This is a genomic window from Psychrobacillus sp. NPDC093180 (assembly GCF_044754065.1).
Lineage (GTDB): Bacteria > Bacillota > Bacilli > Bacillales_A > Planococcaceae > Psychrobacillus.
Genome location: NZ_JBIVOJ010000008.1, coordinates 184,272 through 200,289, shown reverse-complemented (window position 1 = coordinate 200,289; position 16,018 = coordinate 184,272). Strand labels below are relative to the sequence as shown.

13 protein-coding genes and 1 riboswitch are annotated in these 16,018 nt (G+C 36.8%); of the genes, 4 read left to right on the top strand and 9 right to left on the bottom strand.

What is annotated here, in order from left to right:
- The first annotated feature begins 102 nt into the window (after window positions 1-102).
- Window positions 103-1,302, top strand: coding sequence for an iron-containing alcohol dehydrogenase (locus tag ACIP9W_RS13810; RefSeq protein ID WP_400790359.1), 1,200 nt, complete (start codon window positions 103-105; stop codon window positions 1,300-1,302).
- A 29-nt stretch (window positions 1,303-1,331) separates the two neighbouring features.
- Window positions 1,332-2,792 carry a CoA-acylating methylmalonate-semialdehyde dehydrogenase gene (locus ACIP9W_RS13805; RefSeq protein ID WP_400790356.1) on the top strand — a complete coding sequence of 487 codons (1,461 nt, stop codon included), beginning with the start codon at window positions 1,332-1,334 and terminating at the stop codon, window positions 2,790-2,792.
- Between the two features lie 57 nt (window positions 2,793-2,849).
- Here the strand turns inward: ACIP9W_RS13805 and ACIP9W_RS13800 are convergent, their stop codons facing one another.
- A complete protein-coding gene (locus ACIP9W_RS13800; protein ID WP_400790536.1) occupies window positions 2,850-4,214 on the bottom strand; it encodes a DHA2 family efflux MFS transporter permease subunit in 1,365 nt (454 codons plus the stop codon).
- A gap of 44 nt (window positions 4,215-4,258) precedes the next feature.
- Complete coding sequence (locus ACIP9W_RS13795) at window positions 4,259-4,810, bottom strand: TetR/AcrR family transcriptional regulator (protein WP_400790353.1); 552 nt, start codon at window positions 4,808-4,810, stop codon at window positions 4,259-4,261.
- A gap of 307 nt (window positions 4,811-5,117) precedes the next feature.
- On the opposite strand from ACIP9W_RS13795, the gene uvsE (ACIP9W_RS13790) reads away from it, so the two are divergent.
- A complete protein-coding gene (gene uvsE, locus ACIP9W_RS13790) occupies window positions 5,118-6,071 on the top strand; it encodes a UV DNA damage repair endonuclease UvsE (RefSeq protein WP_400790350.1) in 954 nt (317 codons plus the stop codon).
- A gap of 41 nt (window positions 6,072-6,112) precedes the next feature.
- Window positions 6,113-7,078 (top strand): UV DNA damage repair endonuclease UvsE, encoded by a 966-nt coding sequence (gene uvsE / locus ACIP9W_RS13785; protein WP_400790348.1) that lies wholly within the window; start codon window positions 6,113-6,115, stop codon window positions 7,076-7,078.
- A gap of 32 nt (window positions 7,079-7,110) precedes the next feature.
- On the opposite strand, the gene ACIP9W_RS13780 is transcribed toward uvsE (ACIP9W_RS13785), so the two are convergent.
- From ACIP9W_RS13780 to ACIP9W_RS13750, 7 genes are all read right to left on the bottom strand, one after another.
- Window positions 7,111-8,541, bottom strand: coding sequence for a VWA domain-containing protein (locus ACIP9W_RS13780; RefSeq protein WP_400790345.1), 1,431 nt, complete (start codon window positions 8,539-8,541; stop codon window positions 7,111-7,113).
- Between the two features lie 15 nt (window positions 8,542-8,556).
- Window positions 8,557-9,732, bottom strand: a complete 1,176-nt coding sequence (locus tag ACIP9W_RS13775) for an AAA family ATPase (protein ID WP_400790343.1) — start codon at window positions 9,730-9,732, stop codon at window positions 8,557-8,559.
- Between the two features lie 252 nt (window positions 9,733-9,984).
- Window positions 9,985-11,637 carry a pyridoxal phosphate-dependent decarboxylase family protein gene (locus ACIP9W_RS13770; protein WP_400790340.1) on the bottom strand — a complete coding sequence of 551 codons (1,653 nt, stop codon included), beginning with the start codon at window positions 11,635-11,637 and terminating at the stop codon, window positions 9,985-9,987.
- 131 nt (window positions 11,638-11,768) lie between these two features.
- Window positions 11,769-12,941, bottom strand: coding sequence for a methyl-accepting chemotaxis protein (locus tag ACIP9W_RS13765; protein WP_400790337.1), 1,173 nt, complete (start codon window positions 12,939-12,941; stop codon window positions 11,769-11,771).
- 54 nt (window positions 12,942-12,995) lie between these two features.
- Window positions 12,996-13,706, bottom strand: coding sequence for a hypothetical protein (locus tag ACIP9W_RS13760; protein WP_282242191.1), 711 nt, complete (start codon window positions 13,704-13,706; stop codon window positions 12,996-12,998).
- Window positions 13,707-13,762: 56 nt separating this feature from the next.
- Window positions 13,763-14,131 (bottom strand): hypothetical protein, encoded by a 369-nt coding sequence (locus ACIP9W_RS13755; protein ID WP_400790334.1) that lies wholly within the window; start codon window positions 14,129-14,131, stop codon window positions 13,763-13,765.
- A gap of 127 nt (window positions 14,132-14,258) precedes the next feature.
- Window positions 14,259-14,345, bottom strand: a riboswitch (cyclic di-GMP riboswitch).
- A gap of 349 nt (window positions 14,346-14,694) precedes the next feature.
- Window positions 14,695-15,939 carry a Zn-dependent hydrolase gene (locus ACIP9W_RS13750; protein WP_400790331.1) on the bottom strand — a complete coding sequence of 415 codons (1,245 nt, stop codon included), beginning with the start codon at window positions 15,937-15,939 and terminating at the stop codon, window positions 14,695-14,697.
- Window positions 15,940-16,018: the final 79 nt, after the last annotated feature.

Genomic DNA, 16,018 nt, shown 5'->3' with positions numbered 1-16,018 from the left:
TATTAGCTACACTTTTTTTATTGGAGTACTTCCCCCTACTACCGTTATAACTTGGCATGGTTCTTGCATAGTTATATGTGAAAAGAAAGGGAGGTAATTTAATTGGATCAACCTGTTGTTTTTCGTACACCCCAAACAATTCACTATGGTCGAAAAGCCTTTGAAAAAGTCGGTGAGGAAACGTCGGCCAAAGGGAAAAAAGCATTGATCATCAGTGATAAAGTGATGGAAAGCTTAGGCTATATAGAGGAATGTAGCAATCTACTTTTGAATTGGAAAATTGAAAGTGCTTTTTACACAGGAGTCGCTTCCGAACCAACAGATGTTTATGTAGCGGAATCACTTGAAATATTTGAAAAAGAAAACTGCGATGTAATCATTTCCCTTGGTGGTGGAAGCTGTATTGATACTGCAAAGGCAATTTCAGTGTTGGCAACCAATGGTGGTTACATAGGCGATTACATGGGTGGGAAAAAACTTGCTGATAAGCAGCCAATCCCCCATATTTCTATTCCGACGACTGCCGGAACAGGCTCAGAGGCCACAGATGCTACCATTATTACAAATACAACCAATGACGTAAAAATGATGATTAAGCAACCCGCATTTATGCCGGAAGTTGCCATTGTCGATCCATTATTAACACTCTCTTCTCCCAAAGGTGTTACAGCAGCTACGGGAATTGATGCGCTAAGCCATGCAATCGAAGCATACTTATCTATAAAAGCACAGCCAATGACAGATACTCTTGCTCTCTCGGCTATAGAAAAAATAGTAAAAAGCTTAAAAACTGCTTATGAGGATGGAAAAAATATTGATGCAAGAGAAGCCATGGCACTAGGATCCCTACAAGCTGGAATGGCTTTTACCAATGCATCCGTTTGCCTTGTCCATGGAATGTCTAGACCAATCGGTGCATTGTTTCATGTCCCGCATGGTATATCCAATGCAATGCTACTGCCTGCTGTTCTTGAATTCAGTATCGATGCCTGTATCGAACGCTTAGCTGATTTAGCTAGATTATTTAAGCCAGACTGTGATAATCTTTCCACTAAAGAGGCTGCTGAGCTAACTGTATACGAAGTAAAAAAACTTTGCCAAGAATTAGAGATTCCTAATTTAAAAGGCTGGGGAATCCAACCAGAGGCATTTAATAATGCAATTAGCAAAATGGCAGAAGATGCACTAGCAAGTGGGAGTCCAAATAATAATCCAAAAGTACCTACGAAACAAGAAATCGAAGAACTCTATGAAGTATGCTTCGACTATCAATTCAGCTCAGAAAGCATGGTAACAAAATAAAATAAGAAAATCAGCAGGAGGTTTTTTCATTGACACAAACAACATTAAAAACACTAAAAAACTATGTAGGCGGTAAATGGATAGAGGCAAATACAAATCAATCACTTGAAGTCTATAATCCAGCAACAGGTGAAATAATCGCCCATGTCCCAATTTCAACTACAAAAGATACAGACCATGCTATTGAGGTTGCCGCAGAAGCGTTCGAAACTTGGAAAGACGTTCCTGTTCCAAAACGTGCTCGTATTCTCTTTAAGTATCAACAATTATTAGTAGACAATCATGACGAGTTGGCTAAATTGATCACTATAGAGAATGGTAAAAATTTTGCGGAAGCATACGGTGAAGTGCAGCGCGGAATTGAAAATGTGGAATTCGCGGCAGGAGCCCCAACGTTAATGATGGGTGAATCTCTTCCATCCATAGCTACAGAGTTGGAATCTGGCGTATACCGTTATCCAATTGGCGTTATTGCTGGAATTACACCATTTAACTTTCCAATGATGGTACCTTGCTGGATGTTCCCAATGGCTATTGCTACTGGTAATACATTTGTTATGAAGCCATCAGAGCGCACACCATTACTTGCAAATCGCTTGGCAGAGCTACTAGAAGAAGCAGGTTTACCAGCAGGCGTATTTAATATTGTTCACGGTGCACATGATGTTGTAAATAGTTTATTGGACCACAAACAAACAGCAGCCATTTCTTTCGTTGGTTCTCAGCCTGTTGCCGAGTATGTTTACAAACGAGGAACAAGTAACCTGAAACGTGTTCAAGCCTTAGCCGGAGCAAAAAATCACTCCATCGTATTAAGTGATGCAAATTTGGAAAATGCTACAACACAAATTATGAATGCTGCATTTGGATCTGCTGGAGAACGTTGTATGGCTGCCTCTGTAGTTGCGGTAGAAGATTCAATAGCCGATGAGTTTATTGCATTACTTACAGAAAAAGCGAACCAGATTCAAATTGGAAACGGATTAGATGAAGGGATTTTCCTTGGTCCTGTCATCCGTGACAATCATAAAGCGCGTACACTTGGCTTTATCGAAAGTGGCGAAAAAGAAGGAGCTAAACTTGTCCGGGATGGTCGTCTAGATGAAGCAGCCAAACAAGAAGGATATTTTGTAGGACCTACTATCTTTGATAATGTGACTTCAGAAATGAAAATATGGCAGGAGGAAATTTTCGCGCCAGTATTGTCCATTTCAAGAGTAAAAAACCTGGAAGATGCGATCGTTTTAAGTAACCAATCACGTTTTGCGAATGGTGCTTGTATCTTTACAAATGATGGAGGAAGTGTTCGCAAATTCCGAGAAACAATTGATGCAGGTATGTTAGGTGTAAATATTGGTGTTCCTGCTCCAATGGCTTTCTTCCCATTCTCTGGATGGAAAGATTCCTTCTACGGTGATCTACATGCCAATGGTAAAGATGGATTGCAATTTTACACACGCAAAAAAGTAATCACTACAAAATGGGTTTAATATTTCCATAAAAAGAAGCCATGACATTCCGTCATGACTTCTTTTTAGTATTTATATTTAGTTTACATCTATTGGTTTTTTCATGAACAATGACAATACAAAGTTAATCACTGCAAATATCAAACCTATCGTAAACACAAAGGATGAGCCCGATGCCACAGCCTCCGGTAGATGATCGTTAACAGTTGATAGATAACTATTTTGTTTAGCAGATAACAATGAAACCATTACTGCAATTCCAACCGCACCTGCTACTTGTTGGATGGTTTGGGTGATAGCGATCCCATCTGGATAGTATCGTTTCGGCAAAGAATTTAGTGTATTTGTTTGTGTAGAAGCAAGTACAGCACCGATTCCTAACATCATAATAATATGAATGACGATAACAACCCATAGAGCCGCGTCTGTCCCTAATTGTGCGTAAAGTGCATATGCAATAATTACTAGAATTGTACCAGGAGTGATAATTGCTCTTGGGCCATATTTGTCAAATAACCCACCTATTATAGGTGCTAAAATACAGTTAAGTAAGCTACCAGGCAGAAGTACAAGTCCAGTTGTAAATGCTGCGATTAATAAAGCCATTTGCATATACATAGGTAAAATAACGAGCATGGAAAGCATATTGAAGAAAGTTATAAAACTCATAAATACACCAAGAACGAAAAGAGGATATTTAAATGCTCTTAAATTCATCATTGGCTGCTCCATTTTCATTTGACGCATAGAGAATAAAATAACTCCTATTAAACCAATAACAATTGATCCGATAACTATTGAACTAGTCCATCCATTATCACCGGATACACTGAATCCGTACACAATTCCACCAAATCCAATCGTTGAAAGAATGACGGATAATAGGTCAATGGAAATTTTACGTACTTCATTCACATTTGGTACATAAAAGACTCCGATAATAAGTGACAGTAATAGGAATGGTACTTGAGCCCAGAAAATCCAATCCCACGATAATGTATCTAATATAAGTCCAGCTATTGTCGGACCTAAAGCTGGTCCAGCTAACATAACTAATCCCATAATCCCCATAGCCGCTCCACGTCGATTTGGAGGGAAAATAGTGAAAATGACATTTTGCGTTAACGGTAAGTTAATAGCTAGTCCTGCCGCTTGGATAATACGGCCCGCCAATAAAAAACCAAATGAAGGTGATAATGCTGCTAAAACCGTACCGATAATAGTTAGAATGATAGAAGTTAAAAACATCTGTCTTGTTGTAAACTTTTGCATAAGAATACCTGTAACTGGTATTAAAATACCTAGCGTTAAAAAGTAACCTGTTGCCAACCATTGAACTGTTGTTGGTCCAACTTCGAAAATAGTACCCAAGTCTCCCAAAGCAATATTTAATGCCGTTTCACTAAAAAGTCCTACAAAGCCAGCAACTAATAGAGCTGTCATTATAGGGCCAGTTTTTATTTCTTTCTTCACTTAATAAATCTCCTCTAAAGCATTTTGGGTAATAACTGTGAAATAATCTTAAGCGGTTCTGCCTCTTTTTGAGTCAGGCAAAGAAGCATGGCCCCTTCAATGGAAGCTGTCATCATAAGTGCAATAGCATTAGCTTTATCCTTTGGAAATCCATCTGCTAATAACTTTTCCATATAAATAGCTTGTATCTTTTGATACAACTGAGCACATGCATTTCGAACTGGCTCACTTAACGAAGCCATTTCACTCACAATACTGCTAAATGTATATCCAGTAAGGGTTCCCTCCGCCTCAAAATTTTCCACTAATTTTGAAATCATTGCTTCTGCGGCTTCACGTGTAGTCGAATATCGTTCGAAAATCTCTACAATATCCTTTGTAATCTCTTCATTCAACATTTGAAGACAAGCAATGAGTAATTCTTCTTTTCCATTTGGAAAGTGATGATAAAGCGAACCCTTTGAAATATTACATGCTTTAATAATTTCATTTAGTCCTACTCCTTTATATCCTTTTTGTTGAAAAAGATTCGTCGCGATTTCTATTATCAGCGATTTTGTATCCATTCCCGTAGCACACCCCCACTATACCAACCGGTCTGTTTTTAACTATAACAAAAAAAAACGCTATAATTCAAGTCTTTTTTAACACTCTAATTGTAACTTAATACATAATTTAGACACAAAATCAGCTCAACTGAAACAAGTACCATTTTGATTGTTTATACATATTTGGAAGAAGTCTGGATTTCTACATAGATAAACGCAGCATTTGCCATTTCATATGTTTTACGTATACATTATTAGGTTTTGCGGAAGATAAGCTATAAATGCTTAAAAAATCTGCTACAGCAATAGATAAAGGGGAAACTAGATGAAGATTCGGTTCGGCTATGTGGCAAATGCATTAGGATTATGGGATGCAAGTCCATCAAAAACTTTAACTTTTACACGGTATTCAACTCTTCCTAAAAATGAGCGAATAGAAAAGCTGAAATCTATTACCGCACAAAACTTACAGCACACAAAAAGAATTTTGTACTACAATATCGCACATGAAATAGAATTGTACCGACTTTCCAGCTCCCTTGTTCCTTTAGCAACCCATCCCGAAGTATGTTGGGATTTCCTAACTCCATTTAAAAAGGAATGGGATGAGCTCGGAAGTATTATCCGTCAATTTAAACTAAGAGTAAGCTTTCACCCGAATCAATTTACACTTTTCACCAGTCCTAAAGAAGAAGTTACAATAAATGCGGTAAAAGATATGGAATATCATTATAAAATGCTCCAAGCAATGAACGCCCTCGATACTGGATTAATTAATATTCATATCGGCGGAGCCTACGGGGATAAAAATAATGCCATAAACAGATTTCATCAAAATCTAACAAAACTACCAAAGGAAATCAAGAAACATATGACGCTTGAAAATGATGATAAAACGTATGATGTGAAGGAAACACTCATTACTTGCGAAAAGGAAAACATTCCAATGATACTCGATTATCATCACCACATGGCAAATACCGGTGAGAATGAACTCCCTCTTTACTTACAACGCATATATAACACTTGGAATAACTTTAATATGGTACCAAAAGTCCACATTTCTTCTCCAAAATCTGACCAAGCCTATCGTTCCCATGCGGATTTTGTTTCCTTAGACTTTATCCTTCCCTTTTTAAAGTTAGCAAAAGAGCTTAACCAGGACTTTGACATAATGATAGAAGCAAAACAAAAGAACCTTGCAATGCAAAAACTCGTAGAGGAAATAGCTGCACTTCGGGGAGTTAAACGGATTACAAGCTCATCTGTGGAATGGTAACAGCATGGAATAGAATAAATAAAATTGATGAGGTGAAATAAATGACAATTGTACGTCTTGGTTATGTCGCAATGAGTATGGAACTAAAAAACGCATCCCCATCTCAAACAATGACTTTTACCCAATTCACAAAAATTGATGATCGGGAAGCCGCTATTCGTAAATTAGAACGGATCGCACTTTCGAACTTACACAACACCCTAAGACTGTTAAAACATAATGTTGCTTCTGATATCCATTTTTATCGATTAACCTCACACCTTATCCCTTTAGCAAACCATGAAGAGCTTCCCGATTGGAATTATATAAAGCCATTAAAAGAAACACTGCGTGAGATTGGGAATTTTGCAATAAAATATAAGATTAGAATTGATTTTCACCCTGATCACTTTGTTCTCATTAATTCGAAAGAAAAGCATATCTTCAAAAACTCTATCAATACTTTAAAGCTACATTACTTATTATTAAAAGCAATGGGAATTGATCCAACTCATCGCTGTGTCATGCACGTTGGTGGTAATTATAAAGAAACCGAAATGTCACTGGAACGTTTTGTTGATAATTGGATGGACGTCCCAAAGGTGATTCAAAATATGATTATGCTCGAAAACGATGATACCTCCTTTACCTTAGAAGATACACTTTACTTATGTGAAAAACTAGATATACCACTAGTGTTCGATTATCATCATCATCTTGCCTATCACCAAGATGCTAATTGGGAAAACAACTGGAATAGAGTTGTGCAGACATGGAGACATTCTCCTCTTCCCATTAAAATGCATATATCGAGTCCAAAGAGTGAAAAAGCTTTTCGTCATCATGCAGATTATGTGGATATAGATATGTTTTTTAGATTTCTTAATACAATTAAAGGCAGCATTCCACAAATTGACTGTATGATTGAGGCTAAAAAGAAAGACGAGGCACTTTTTACATTAATGGAGGAAGTAAAAACAAGAAAAGATATTGAAATGATCGATGGCTCTTCTTTCTCTTTAAAGTAGATGAAAAGAAGAGCCAAATTAGAAACAATCCTCTATATTTCAAATGCAGTAAAACTTCCCTCTTCATCCAGATCATTAATTTGAATCACTTTATCGGCAAATTGTTTAACGGCATCAATACTATTTCCTATTACAAGAGAAAGAACATTAAAATCTTTTTCCTTTTTCTTTGTATTAAAAGCTTCGATAAATGAAGTCGGTACCTTATCTTCTCCGTCCGTAACAAACACAATGTCTGCTAGTTTAAAACGGCTTTCATTAATTACATTTAATGCACTATCAAGAGGAAGCACAAAGTTCGTACCTCCACCTAAGAAGGTTTGGGCTAACTGGATCATGTCAGAGCTTTTTACATGTCCTTTTTCGAATGTTAATATTTGCATAGAGGAAGAGAACAATATTAAACAAAAGTCTCTTCTTTGCCTCCTTGCAATGGACATAAGAGCTAACGCAAAACCTTTGGATTGGGTATCCAACCTTTGCATACTTCCCGATTGGTCTAGACAAAGTATGATTGGTCCTTTCCCCAATACCTCTTGCCCTTTTTGCTCATATTGCATCGTCTGACCCTCCACAAAACGACGGAGAAAGTCTTTCTTTGTTAAAGGGTGCATATATAAGCTCAACTCTATCGGTAGTAATTTCTCCACATCATTGCCTAATGTAACTCCACTTTTTCCTATTGAATCACATTGCTTAGGCTTTTGCTTATTGTGAGCTATCTGTTTGAATCTTCCAGCCCACTCTGCAATTTCTTTCATTTTCCTATTAGATGCAATTTTTTCAGCTAAGGAAATTTGATCACGCAAAGGAATCTTTTTCAATTCTGCATCTCCACTTCCTGCACTGAAGCCTCCAAATAACGATTTCAGCCCCTCTTTCACTTGTTTTGTTTCCTCCATTGCTTGTGCTATAGCTTGGGAAAAGGTCTCCCAATTGCTTTGAAGCAGCCATTGCAATTTCTCATTAAACTTATTCATCGCTTCTTTAAGTTTCTCTTCTAACACTGTCTCATTTGCTGTACCTTCTTGCCTTTTTTGCTTTTGAAATTCCCTGTGAATGGTGTGAAGTTCCTTCAGCTGGTTCTGAAATTTTTCATCTTGTTCAGCTAGCCATTGGTTTGTCCTCTCTCCGAATTTCACCGTGGCAATAGCCGAAGACAAATCATCCAATCGAGTGAAGTGCCGGTAGTCTACAAAATATTCATCCTTCATAATTCTTTCCATGAGTGATTTATTGACTATCAGAACGTTATCTATATCGATTTCCGTAATTTTAGGTTTCATCTTATATAACGAAGCCCAAATGTCTCCCAGTAATGGTTCGAACAAGGGCAATACACCTTCTCCTCTAATCTTTTGAAGACCAGGTGACATCTCCAAAACTTCTTTGAAACGCCTTTTATCGAATGAGTCCGTATTTAATACGGAGAGGTTATCTCTGTAACCTATAGAAGAATTCATAGATGTCACCCCTTTTCACATTTTAAAAAAGATACTTGTAGACCATCTTTTTTCTTCTAGATTATCTAAATAAGAAGGTTCTAAAATCCTATTCAAAATTTCATGTTGCATTAAGGTTACTTTATTTAGTAAGACATCGATATCAGCCTCTCTACTTGAATAGTGACTTTTAAGCTTATTTAAATCAGCCACTAGGTCCTTCATTTTTTGAGTTGCTTCTATACCTGCCTCTGGTGACTGATCGTGGAGTATGGAGTAGAACACTTCATCTGCTTCATTTTGCAAGGAATACAAAGTTTGAGTTAAAGCATCATGTGCATTGTTTCGAATAATGTATGATACGACCTCTTTTTGCTCCACCTTTTCCCAAAGAACGTTTTCAAGAATCTTCATATCATCTATCTGAACGATTTGCCGTTGGTTAATCAATGCTTTTGCTTGCAATACACTTAAAGACTGCTTGAACCTTCGATCTGATGGATGAATTCCTTCATCTCTTAATCCCACGCGAATCTTTGATAGTGCTTTATATACCTCGTCAGGAATGACTACTTTATCAGTCAAGAACTGAAGATGCATCAATTCTTCCATTGTCATACACGGCATGTGCATAATTTGTTCCTCTGCTTTTAACATCGAAATAAAATTTTTTTCATCTACTATAGGGTTAATCTCATATCGTAAGAGGAAACGATCAACAAGTGCATCAAGTCCCTCCTCCTCCTCAGGGTATTCATTGGAAGTCCCTATTACAGATATCAAGGGAACTTTAGCCGGTGACCCGTCATTATAGAATAGCCTTTCGTTAATAAGGGTCAGCAAGCTATTCAAAATTGCTGAGTTCGCTTTAAATATTTCATCCAAGAAAACTATATTCGCTTCTGGCATTTTAGTTTTAGTAATTCGCTTATATACGCCCTGTTCTAAATCTTTTAACGATAATGGACCAAATACTTCCTCGGGTGTACTGAACTTTGTCAGCAACCACTGAAAATAGGTAGTCCCCTCGATAATTTTGGATAATTCACTCGACAAAGCTGATTTAGCTGTTCCTGCAGGCCCAATCATGAGCATATGCTGCCTGGAAAGCAATGCAACTAGAATTCCCTCCACCTCATTTTCTCGTTCAAGAAACTTGGAATTGAGCGCCTGTCTGATTTCCTCTAATTTCTGGTGAGCAGTATACATCATGTTATATAACTCCTTGCTTTTATAAGATAACTACTAAATAAAACCTTGCTTGTTTTCGCACAGAGATTCGAAGACAAAACCGTTTTATACAGTTTGATTCAAACTTAGTTATTTTACTCTTTTCATTTCAATATTTAACCGAAAGATGGTTCTTCTCCTTTTATAACAGTCAAAATAATGCTCAGAAGAAAAGGTCTCCCAACAGTTTTGCAAACTGATGAAAGACCTTCTTAAAATGAGTGTATCGTACCTTTAACTTGTTGTTAGAATCATATTTTTATTACTACTTGTTTTCAGAAAGAATGCTAGATGTTCTTTTAGAAATCCTACGTAGCGGTCTACCTCTTCTATTGTTGAGTATGGCGAGATTGCAAAAAATTTATGTGCATATATGGATACCGGTTTGTTTGAGTTTGCAGCTTTTACGAGACGCTGCTTTTTTGTATTTCCAAAGAAGACGGTATCTCGTTCTGCACCAATTACTTCTGCGAAATCGTCATTAAATTGATTGATTTCCGTTATATCTTCTACCGTTAAAATTCCTTTCATTTCCTCATTCCATCTTGTCATTTCGGGATAAAAACGGAATGTTGTAATCGGAGAAACCTCATTCGTAATCACTACATTCGAAATTTCTTTTGTTAACGTCTCTCTAAATGCAATATTGACACGAATATAGTTGGCTAAAAGCTCTTGATAGCCTTCTATTCCAAATGCTAATAAAGACGCATATATTGTCAGAGCACTTCCCATCCGCGAGCATTCGAGCGTATATCCTGTATGATAACTACCATAACCGCGATTTCCAACATACGGTGTTTCTGCTACATCTAAATCAACATACTTAAGATACTCTCTGTTTTTGATTAAAAATAAACTCGTAATATATGGTGTTTGGCCAAGCTTATGGAAATCAAAGACCATACTATCGGCAAGTTGGATATGTTCAAACTTCTGTTGATAAGATTTTAATACTACCTTCACATTGTCTTCCAATAGGAGAGGATTGCTTTCAAAGTCGTAATTATTAAAGAAAGTATACATACCTCCCATAGCAGAGTCTGCATGGATGTATATTGGGCATATACCATATGTGCGTTCCAATTCTTCTGCTATCCTCTTTATTCCTTTAATGTCATCAACCCCAAAAGTATCAGTAGTTCCCATTGTGGCAAGGACATAAAGAGGAATGCCGCCTATAGCAATAACATGCTCCATTTTTTCTTTTAAATCTTCTAGATTTATAGAATGATCAACATTAGCTTTCACACGAATCATGTTTTCTACGCCAATCCCTGTTGCTTCTACAGATTTATACAGACTATAGTGTGAAAGCTCTGAACAGAAGCAATAGAGATTTTGCGGCACACCATTTTGATTAGACGACGGAGCGTAACGAGCGATGGCAAGACGTAAAGAGTTAAAGACAGCTCCTTGTCCACCCCAAGTTGTGTATCCTGCACTGGTGCTTTCATCGTATCCGACAAGTTTAGATAGCATGCTAGTTATCTCGATTTCTGCTGTTGCCGCTGCTGGACCTTCCACATCCCAAAGATTGTTCCCATTGACTAGTACCATTACTAAATTTCCGATAATACTAGCAATATTCGGAAGGGGCGCTGCATTGGCTACATAATTTCGATTGACGTAGCGGTGTCCTTCTACTAATTTTAGAAGTTCTTGGATCACTTCCTCCATTGGCACTCCCTTTTTCGGAACATCCGCCTCTTGAATGACACGATTATAGTAATCCTCTGTGTATTTAGGCATTTCTCCTAGCGTTAATTTGTTAGGATCCTTTAATTCATCTATTTTCGTAAAAATCGTCCTAAAATAGGATAATATTTCTTCTCTTTGAAAGTCATTCCCGTCCATACTAGGAAACAGCTTTTGTACTTGCTTCATCGTTTTACCTCCTTGATATTTTTACTAGAAGTAGCTTTATGCATAAAAAAAATGCTTCCCACAAGTTGGATCAACCTATAAGAAGCACTCTTATATTTATCAGCTTAAGCTTTCTACTGTTATACTAAGTTTTATTGTGCACCACTTTGACCTTCTGTTTCTACCCCATCATTCCATGCATATATCAATTTGTTAACCTCATTTTTTAACTCTACAAGATTCTCCGCTTCACGAACAAGCTTTTGCATTGTCTGCAGTTCATCATCACTAATTTCTATTAGTTCCTCAAACATTTCAACAGATTCTCGAGAGATAGAAGCTATCTCAACAATAGTTGTCATTATCTGGTGAGAAGCAGAAGATAGTTCTTCTGTACTTGCAGAGGAGTTTTCATTGTTTTCAGCAATGATTTTTGTAGTTGACAGAATTGTTTCGAACATAGTTCCAACTTCTACAATAGTTGTATTTGTATCTTTAAATTCTTCTGTTCCCTGTTGCATTGACTTGACAACTATGTCTGTTTCTTCTTGTATATTCTTTACTATATTTGATACTTCAGAAGAAGATTGGCGTGATTGTTCGGCCAATTTTCTTACCTCATCAGCAACAACCGCAAAACCTTTCCCATGTTCTCCCGCACGGGCAGCTTCTATTGCCGCATTCAATGCCAATAAATTAATTTGTTCAGATATCCCTGTAATCACTTTTACAATAGTACCGATTTCGTGAGACTTTTCTCCAAGTTTGTTTATGGCATCAAATGTGGTATTAATCGTTTGGTTAAACTGCTCCATTTTTTCTAAGGAATTCTTTAACTTCCCGTTTCCTTCTTCGGTCAATTCTAAAGTAGTGATCGATTGCTCTGAGATTTGATTGGATCTTACAGATAAATCTTCGATAGCCTGAGCCATTTCTTCCATTGATTCGGCACTTTCTTCGGTAGCTATTAATTGTTTTTGTAATCCTCTACCTACTTCATCAATTGCTGCTCTAACAATATCCGCTTTCTCAGAAGCATATTCACCGATCTCCGCTAGATTTTCTCCCTTTTCTTGGACATTTTTTGAAAATGAAAAAAACTTTTCCCTTACAAGGCTGAAAAACTCAATCAGCTGATTAAAAATAGCATAATCAGCACTTTTTTCATCCACTGGGCTTGTGATATTACCTGCTGATAATTCTTTCATTCCATTTATTATTTCTTTATTAATATGAGGATGATGTTTTAGCGAATAATAACGGTAAGCAAAATACACCGAGACCCCTATTAAGATAACAATTATACCTAGCATAATAGCTTCCATGATAAATAAATCTCCTAACTCCTATTTAGTATTGAATTAGTAATGATGAACAGTTTAAAGCTCCTTCAAAAGGATATACGTTCCATCTGCTATATTTGCAGGAATACCATTTAACTTATTATTATCCTGATATTTATGAACAATATAATTTCCTTCTAAATCTTTATATTTTTTCATATTATGATATTTTTCCATTACACGTATCGACTTCGGGTTTGTTGCTTCCCCTAACACAGCTTTTACTCCTTGTAACGATGCCTTTGTCATTAATCTACTTCCTAATTGTTGAATAATCTCGTGGCGGCCATGTTCAGCTGTCACTCCTAACATGAATAGGTGTAATAACTCTCCATCTTTAATATCTTCACCGTTTCGCTTTTTGTAATCTTCCATGAAACGTTTATCTACATCTTCCAGTACACGCAGAATTACATTCATATCATAAAAAGAACCTTCAAATACATCTTCTCCAATAATCTCTGGTGCATTTGTGTCTCCAGCAAGCACGCCAACAACATTTTCATGAATATCTTTAGCGACTGCGCAATAACCTTGCTCTACAGTAGATTCTAAATAACCTAATGTAAACTGATAGAAGTCATCATAATCTAAATTTAATTGACCTACCATTGGTTCCTGAACCCATTTCCCTGAAACATTTACTCCAATAAACGAACGAGCTAAACACGCAGCTGCTTTCGGAATTACATCTGTTTGTTCCTTCGTTATAATTTCATATGTATATAACTCTTGTATTGTTTGCACTTATTGATCTTCCTTCCAAATTATTAAATTAAAATTTCTTTCTAGTAGATCTAACATTACATAGAATGACGTACTTTATCGATAAATGTACCTGTGAACTCAATTCTTTCAAGTACATTCCTAATTTGCACTTGAGCAATTTTAGAGGCAGGCTTTACTACAAGGATATCCTTAAAACCTAAGCTAGAATAAAATTGCATCGTTTGCTCCAACTGCGGTACAACTTTTGATGGGACAGGAGTTTGGTGAGTCCCGTCGATAACAAACGTATATTCTTGTCTTGAGACTTTATTAATCGTATCCTGTAAATCTACCAAATACCCTTCTGCATCTTCCGCTCTCATTAATCCATGCACCTGTACTTGAACTTCCTTTGCGACCTCATTAATTGCCATTTTATATTTCCTTTTATCTACTACTATCATCTCTAATCTCCTTTTTCCTATAGTCTGCTACATTTCTTAGGTGACATTTATTTGCTTATTGGGGAGTCTAAAATAAAAGCTATCCCAATCCTAGATAGGGATAGCCAAAAAATCAGTCATTACTACTCTTGGCAACCCGACTATCATTATCCAAGAGGATTTTAGACTCGTAGCTTTGCGTCCTTACCTTTCGATAAGTTTGCCTTTTTCAATTATAGGTATAATAGTACTAATATCACGATTACATATCACTATAATAGTATAAAGAACTTATCGTTTTTTGTCGACACTAGTATTTTTTATTTATAAATGACAGAAAATTATAATAGGCCTATTATCCTCCTTTATTGAAATTTCTCAAAATCACATCTCATTGATTACTTGAAAAGACTTTATATAATTTATGACTACTAGAAGAACAGACAGACTCTGGAGTTGGCTGATTAATACCGAGACATATTAAATCCAAAACGTAAAAAAATAACCACCTCTCTGATTTTGAGAAGTGGTTATATCTATATTTATGAGGTGAGAATTATTTACTTACCCGCCCACTTATTTCCCTAAATGTTCGATTCCATTTTAGCATAATGTATGACAGTTTTCTCTAACACATCAATACCTATTAATATATCATCATGGTCGGTATACTCATCTGGATGGTGGCTAAGACCATTTACAGATGGAACAAAGATAAGTCCAGTAGGGCATAGCTTTACCATGTTCATCGCATCGTGTCCTGCTCCACTTGGCATCATTTTATAAGAAATAGCCTGATCCTTACAAATTGTCTCCATTGTTTCTGTAATTTCAGTAGAGAGTAACACTGGTTCTTCCGAGATGATTTCTTGACTTAGGATTTCTAGCTGTCTGTTTCTCTTTACTAATTCAATCGTTTGATTAAGATGATCTAACACGCGCTGGCGTGATTCTAATGAAGTCCCGCGGATATCAACTTTGATTTCTACTTCGCCCGGCACTACGTTCATCGCACCAGCTGGGATATCTAAAACACCAACCGTAGCAACCGTTCCGTAACTTTGCTCATTTAACGCAATTTTTTCAAGCTCCAATGCAATTTGGGATGCACCAAGAAGCGCATCATTTCGCATATTCATTGGGGTTGTGCCAGAATGGGAAGGGGTTCCTACTATTCTTATCGAAAATCTAACCGGAGCCGCTATTCCGGTAACAATGCCAATCTTCTTATTTTCATTCTCTAATACTGGTCCTTGCTCTATATGTAATTCAAAAAAAGCCTTTATCTTTTCATCTTTTCTGCTCGCATGTTCAATACTATCAATTTCAAGTGCACATAAAGCAAGTGCCTCTTCCAACGTAACTCCATTACGGTCTTTTAAATATCTAACTTTCTCCTTATCAAATGTACCGGCCATCGCTTTACTTCCTAGTGTGGAAACACCGAACCTGGAAGACTCCTCACAAGCAAATGAAATAATCTCAATTGGATGATCTGTTTCAATTCCTTTTTCATTCAGTCGTTTAATAACTTCCAATGCAGCGGTAACACCGACAACCCCGTCATACTTACCGCCTTGATAAACTGTATCCAAATGAGATCCCATTAACACAGGCGGAAGTCCCTTTATTCTACCCTCTCTTCTCCCAATTGCATTTCCACATGGATCGATCCGAATATCTAGTCCTTCGTCTTTACACGCTCGCATAAATGCTTGTGTACATGCCTGCTCTTCATTTGTATATGCAACTCTAGTTATTCCCTTAGTTCCTGAATTATATTGATTGATCTTATTAAATAGTATTTGATATCTTTGCTTAGTATCCATATAGATATCTCCTGTCTAATCCGCGTAGTTTCTACTTATTATAAATCTTCGGAATATTTTAGTCGTTAATAATCTAAGT

Excerpts from the sequence above, each read along its gene's own strand:
- ACIP9W_RS13800 (WP_400790536.1), bottom strand. The coding sequence starts at position 4,214 with ATGACAGCTCTATTAGTTGCTGGCTTTGTAGGACTTTTTAGTGAAACG.
- ACIP9W_RS13795 (WP_400790353.1), bottom strand. The coding sequence starts at position 4,810 with ATGGATACAAAATCGCTGATAATAGAAATCGCGACGAATCTTTTTCAA.
- uvsE (WP_400790350.1), top strand. The coding sequence starts at position 5,118 with ATGAAGATTCGGTTCGGCTATGTGGCAAATGCATTAGGATTATGGGAT.
- uvsE (WP_400790348.1), top strand. The coding sequence starts at position 6,113 with ATGACAATTGTACGTCTTGGTTATGTCGCAATGAGTATGGAACTAAAA.
- ACIP9W_RS13780 (WP_400790345.1), bottom strand. The coding sequence starts at position 8,541 with ATGAATTCTTCTATAGGTTACAGAGATAACCTCTCCGTATTAAATACG.
- ACIP9W_RS13775 (WP_400790343.1), bottom strand. The coding sequence starts at position 9,732 with ATGATGTATACTGCTCACCAGAAATTAGAGGAAATCAGACAGGCGCTC.
- ACIP9W_RS13770 (WP_400790340.1), bottom strand. The coding sequence starts at position 11,637 with ATGAAGCAAGTACAAAAGCTGTTTCCTAGTATGGACGGGAATGACTTT.
- ACIP9W_RS13765 (WP_400790337.1), bottom strand. The coding sequence starts at position 12,941 with ATGGAAGCTATTATGCTAGGTATAATTGTTATCTTAATAGGGGTCTCG.
- ACIP9W_RS13755 (WP_400790334.1), bottom strand. The coding sequence starts at position 14,131 with ATGATAGTAGTAGATAAAAGGAAATATAAAATGGCAATTAATGAGGTC.
- ACIP9W_RS13750 (WP_400790331.1), bottom strand. The coding sequence starts at position 15,939 with ATGGATACTAAGCAAAGATATCAAATACTATTTAATAAGATCAATCAA.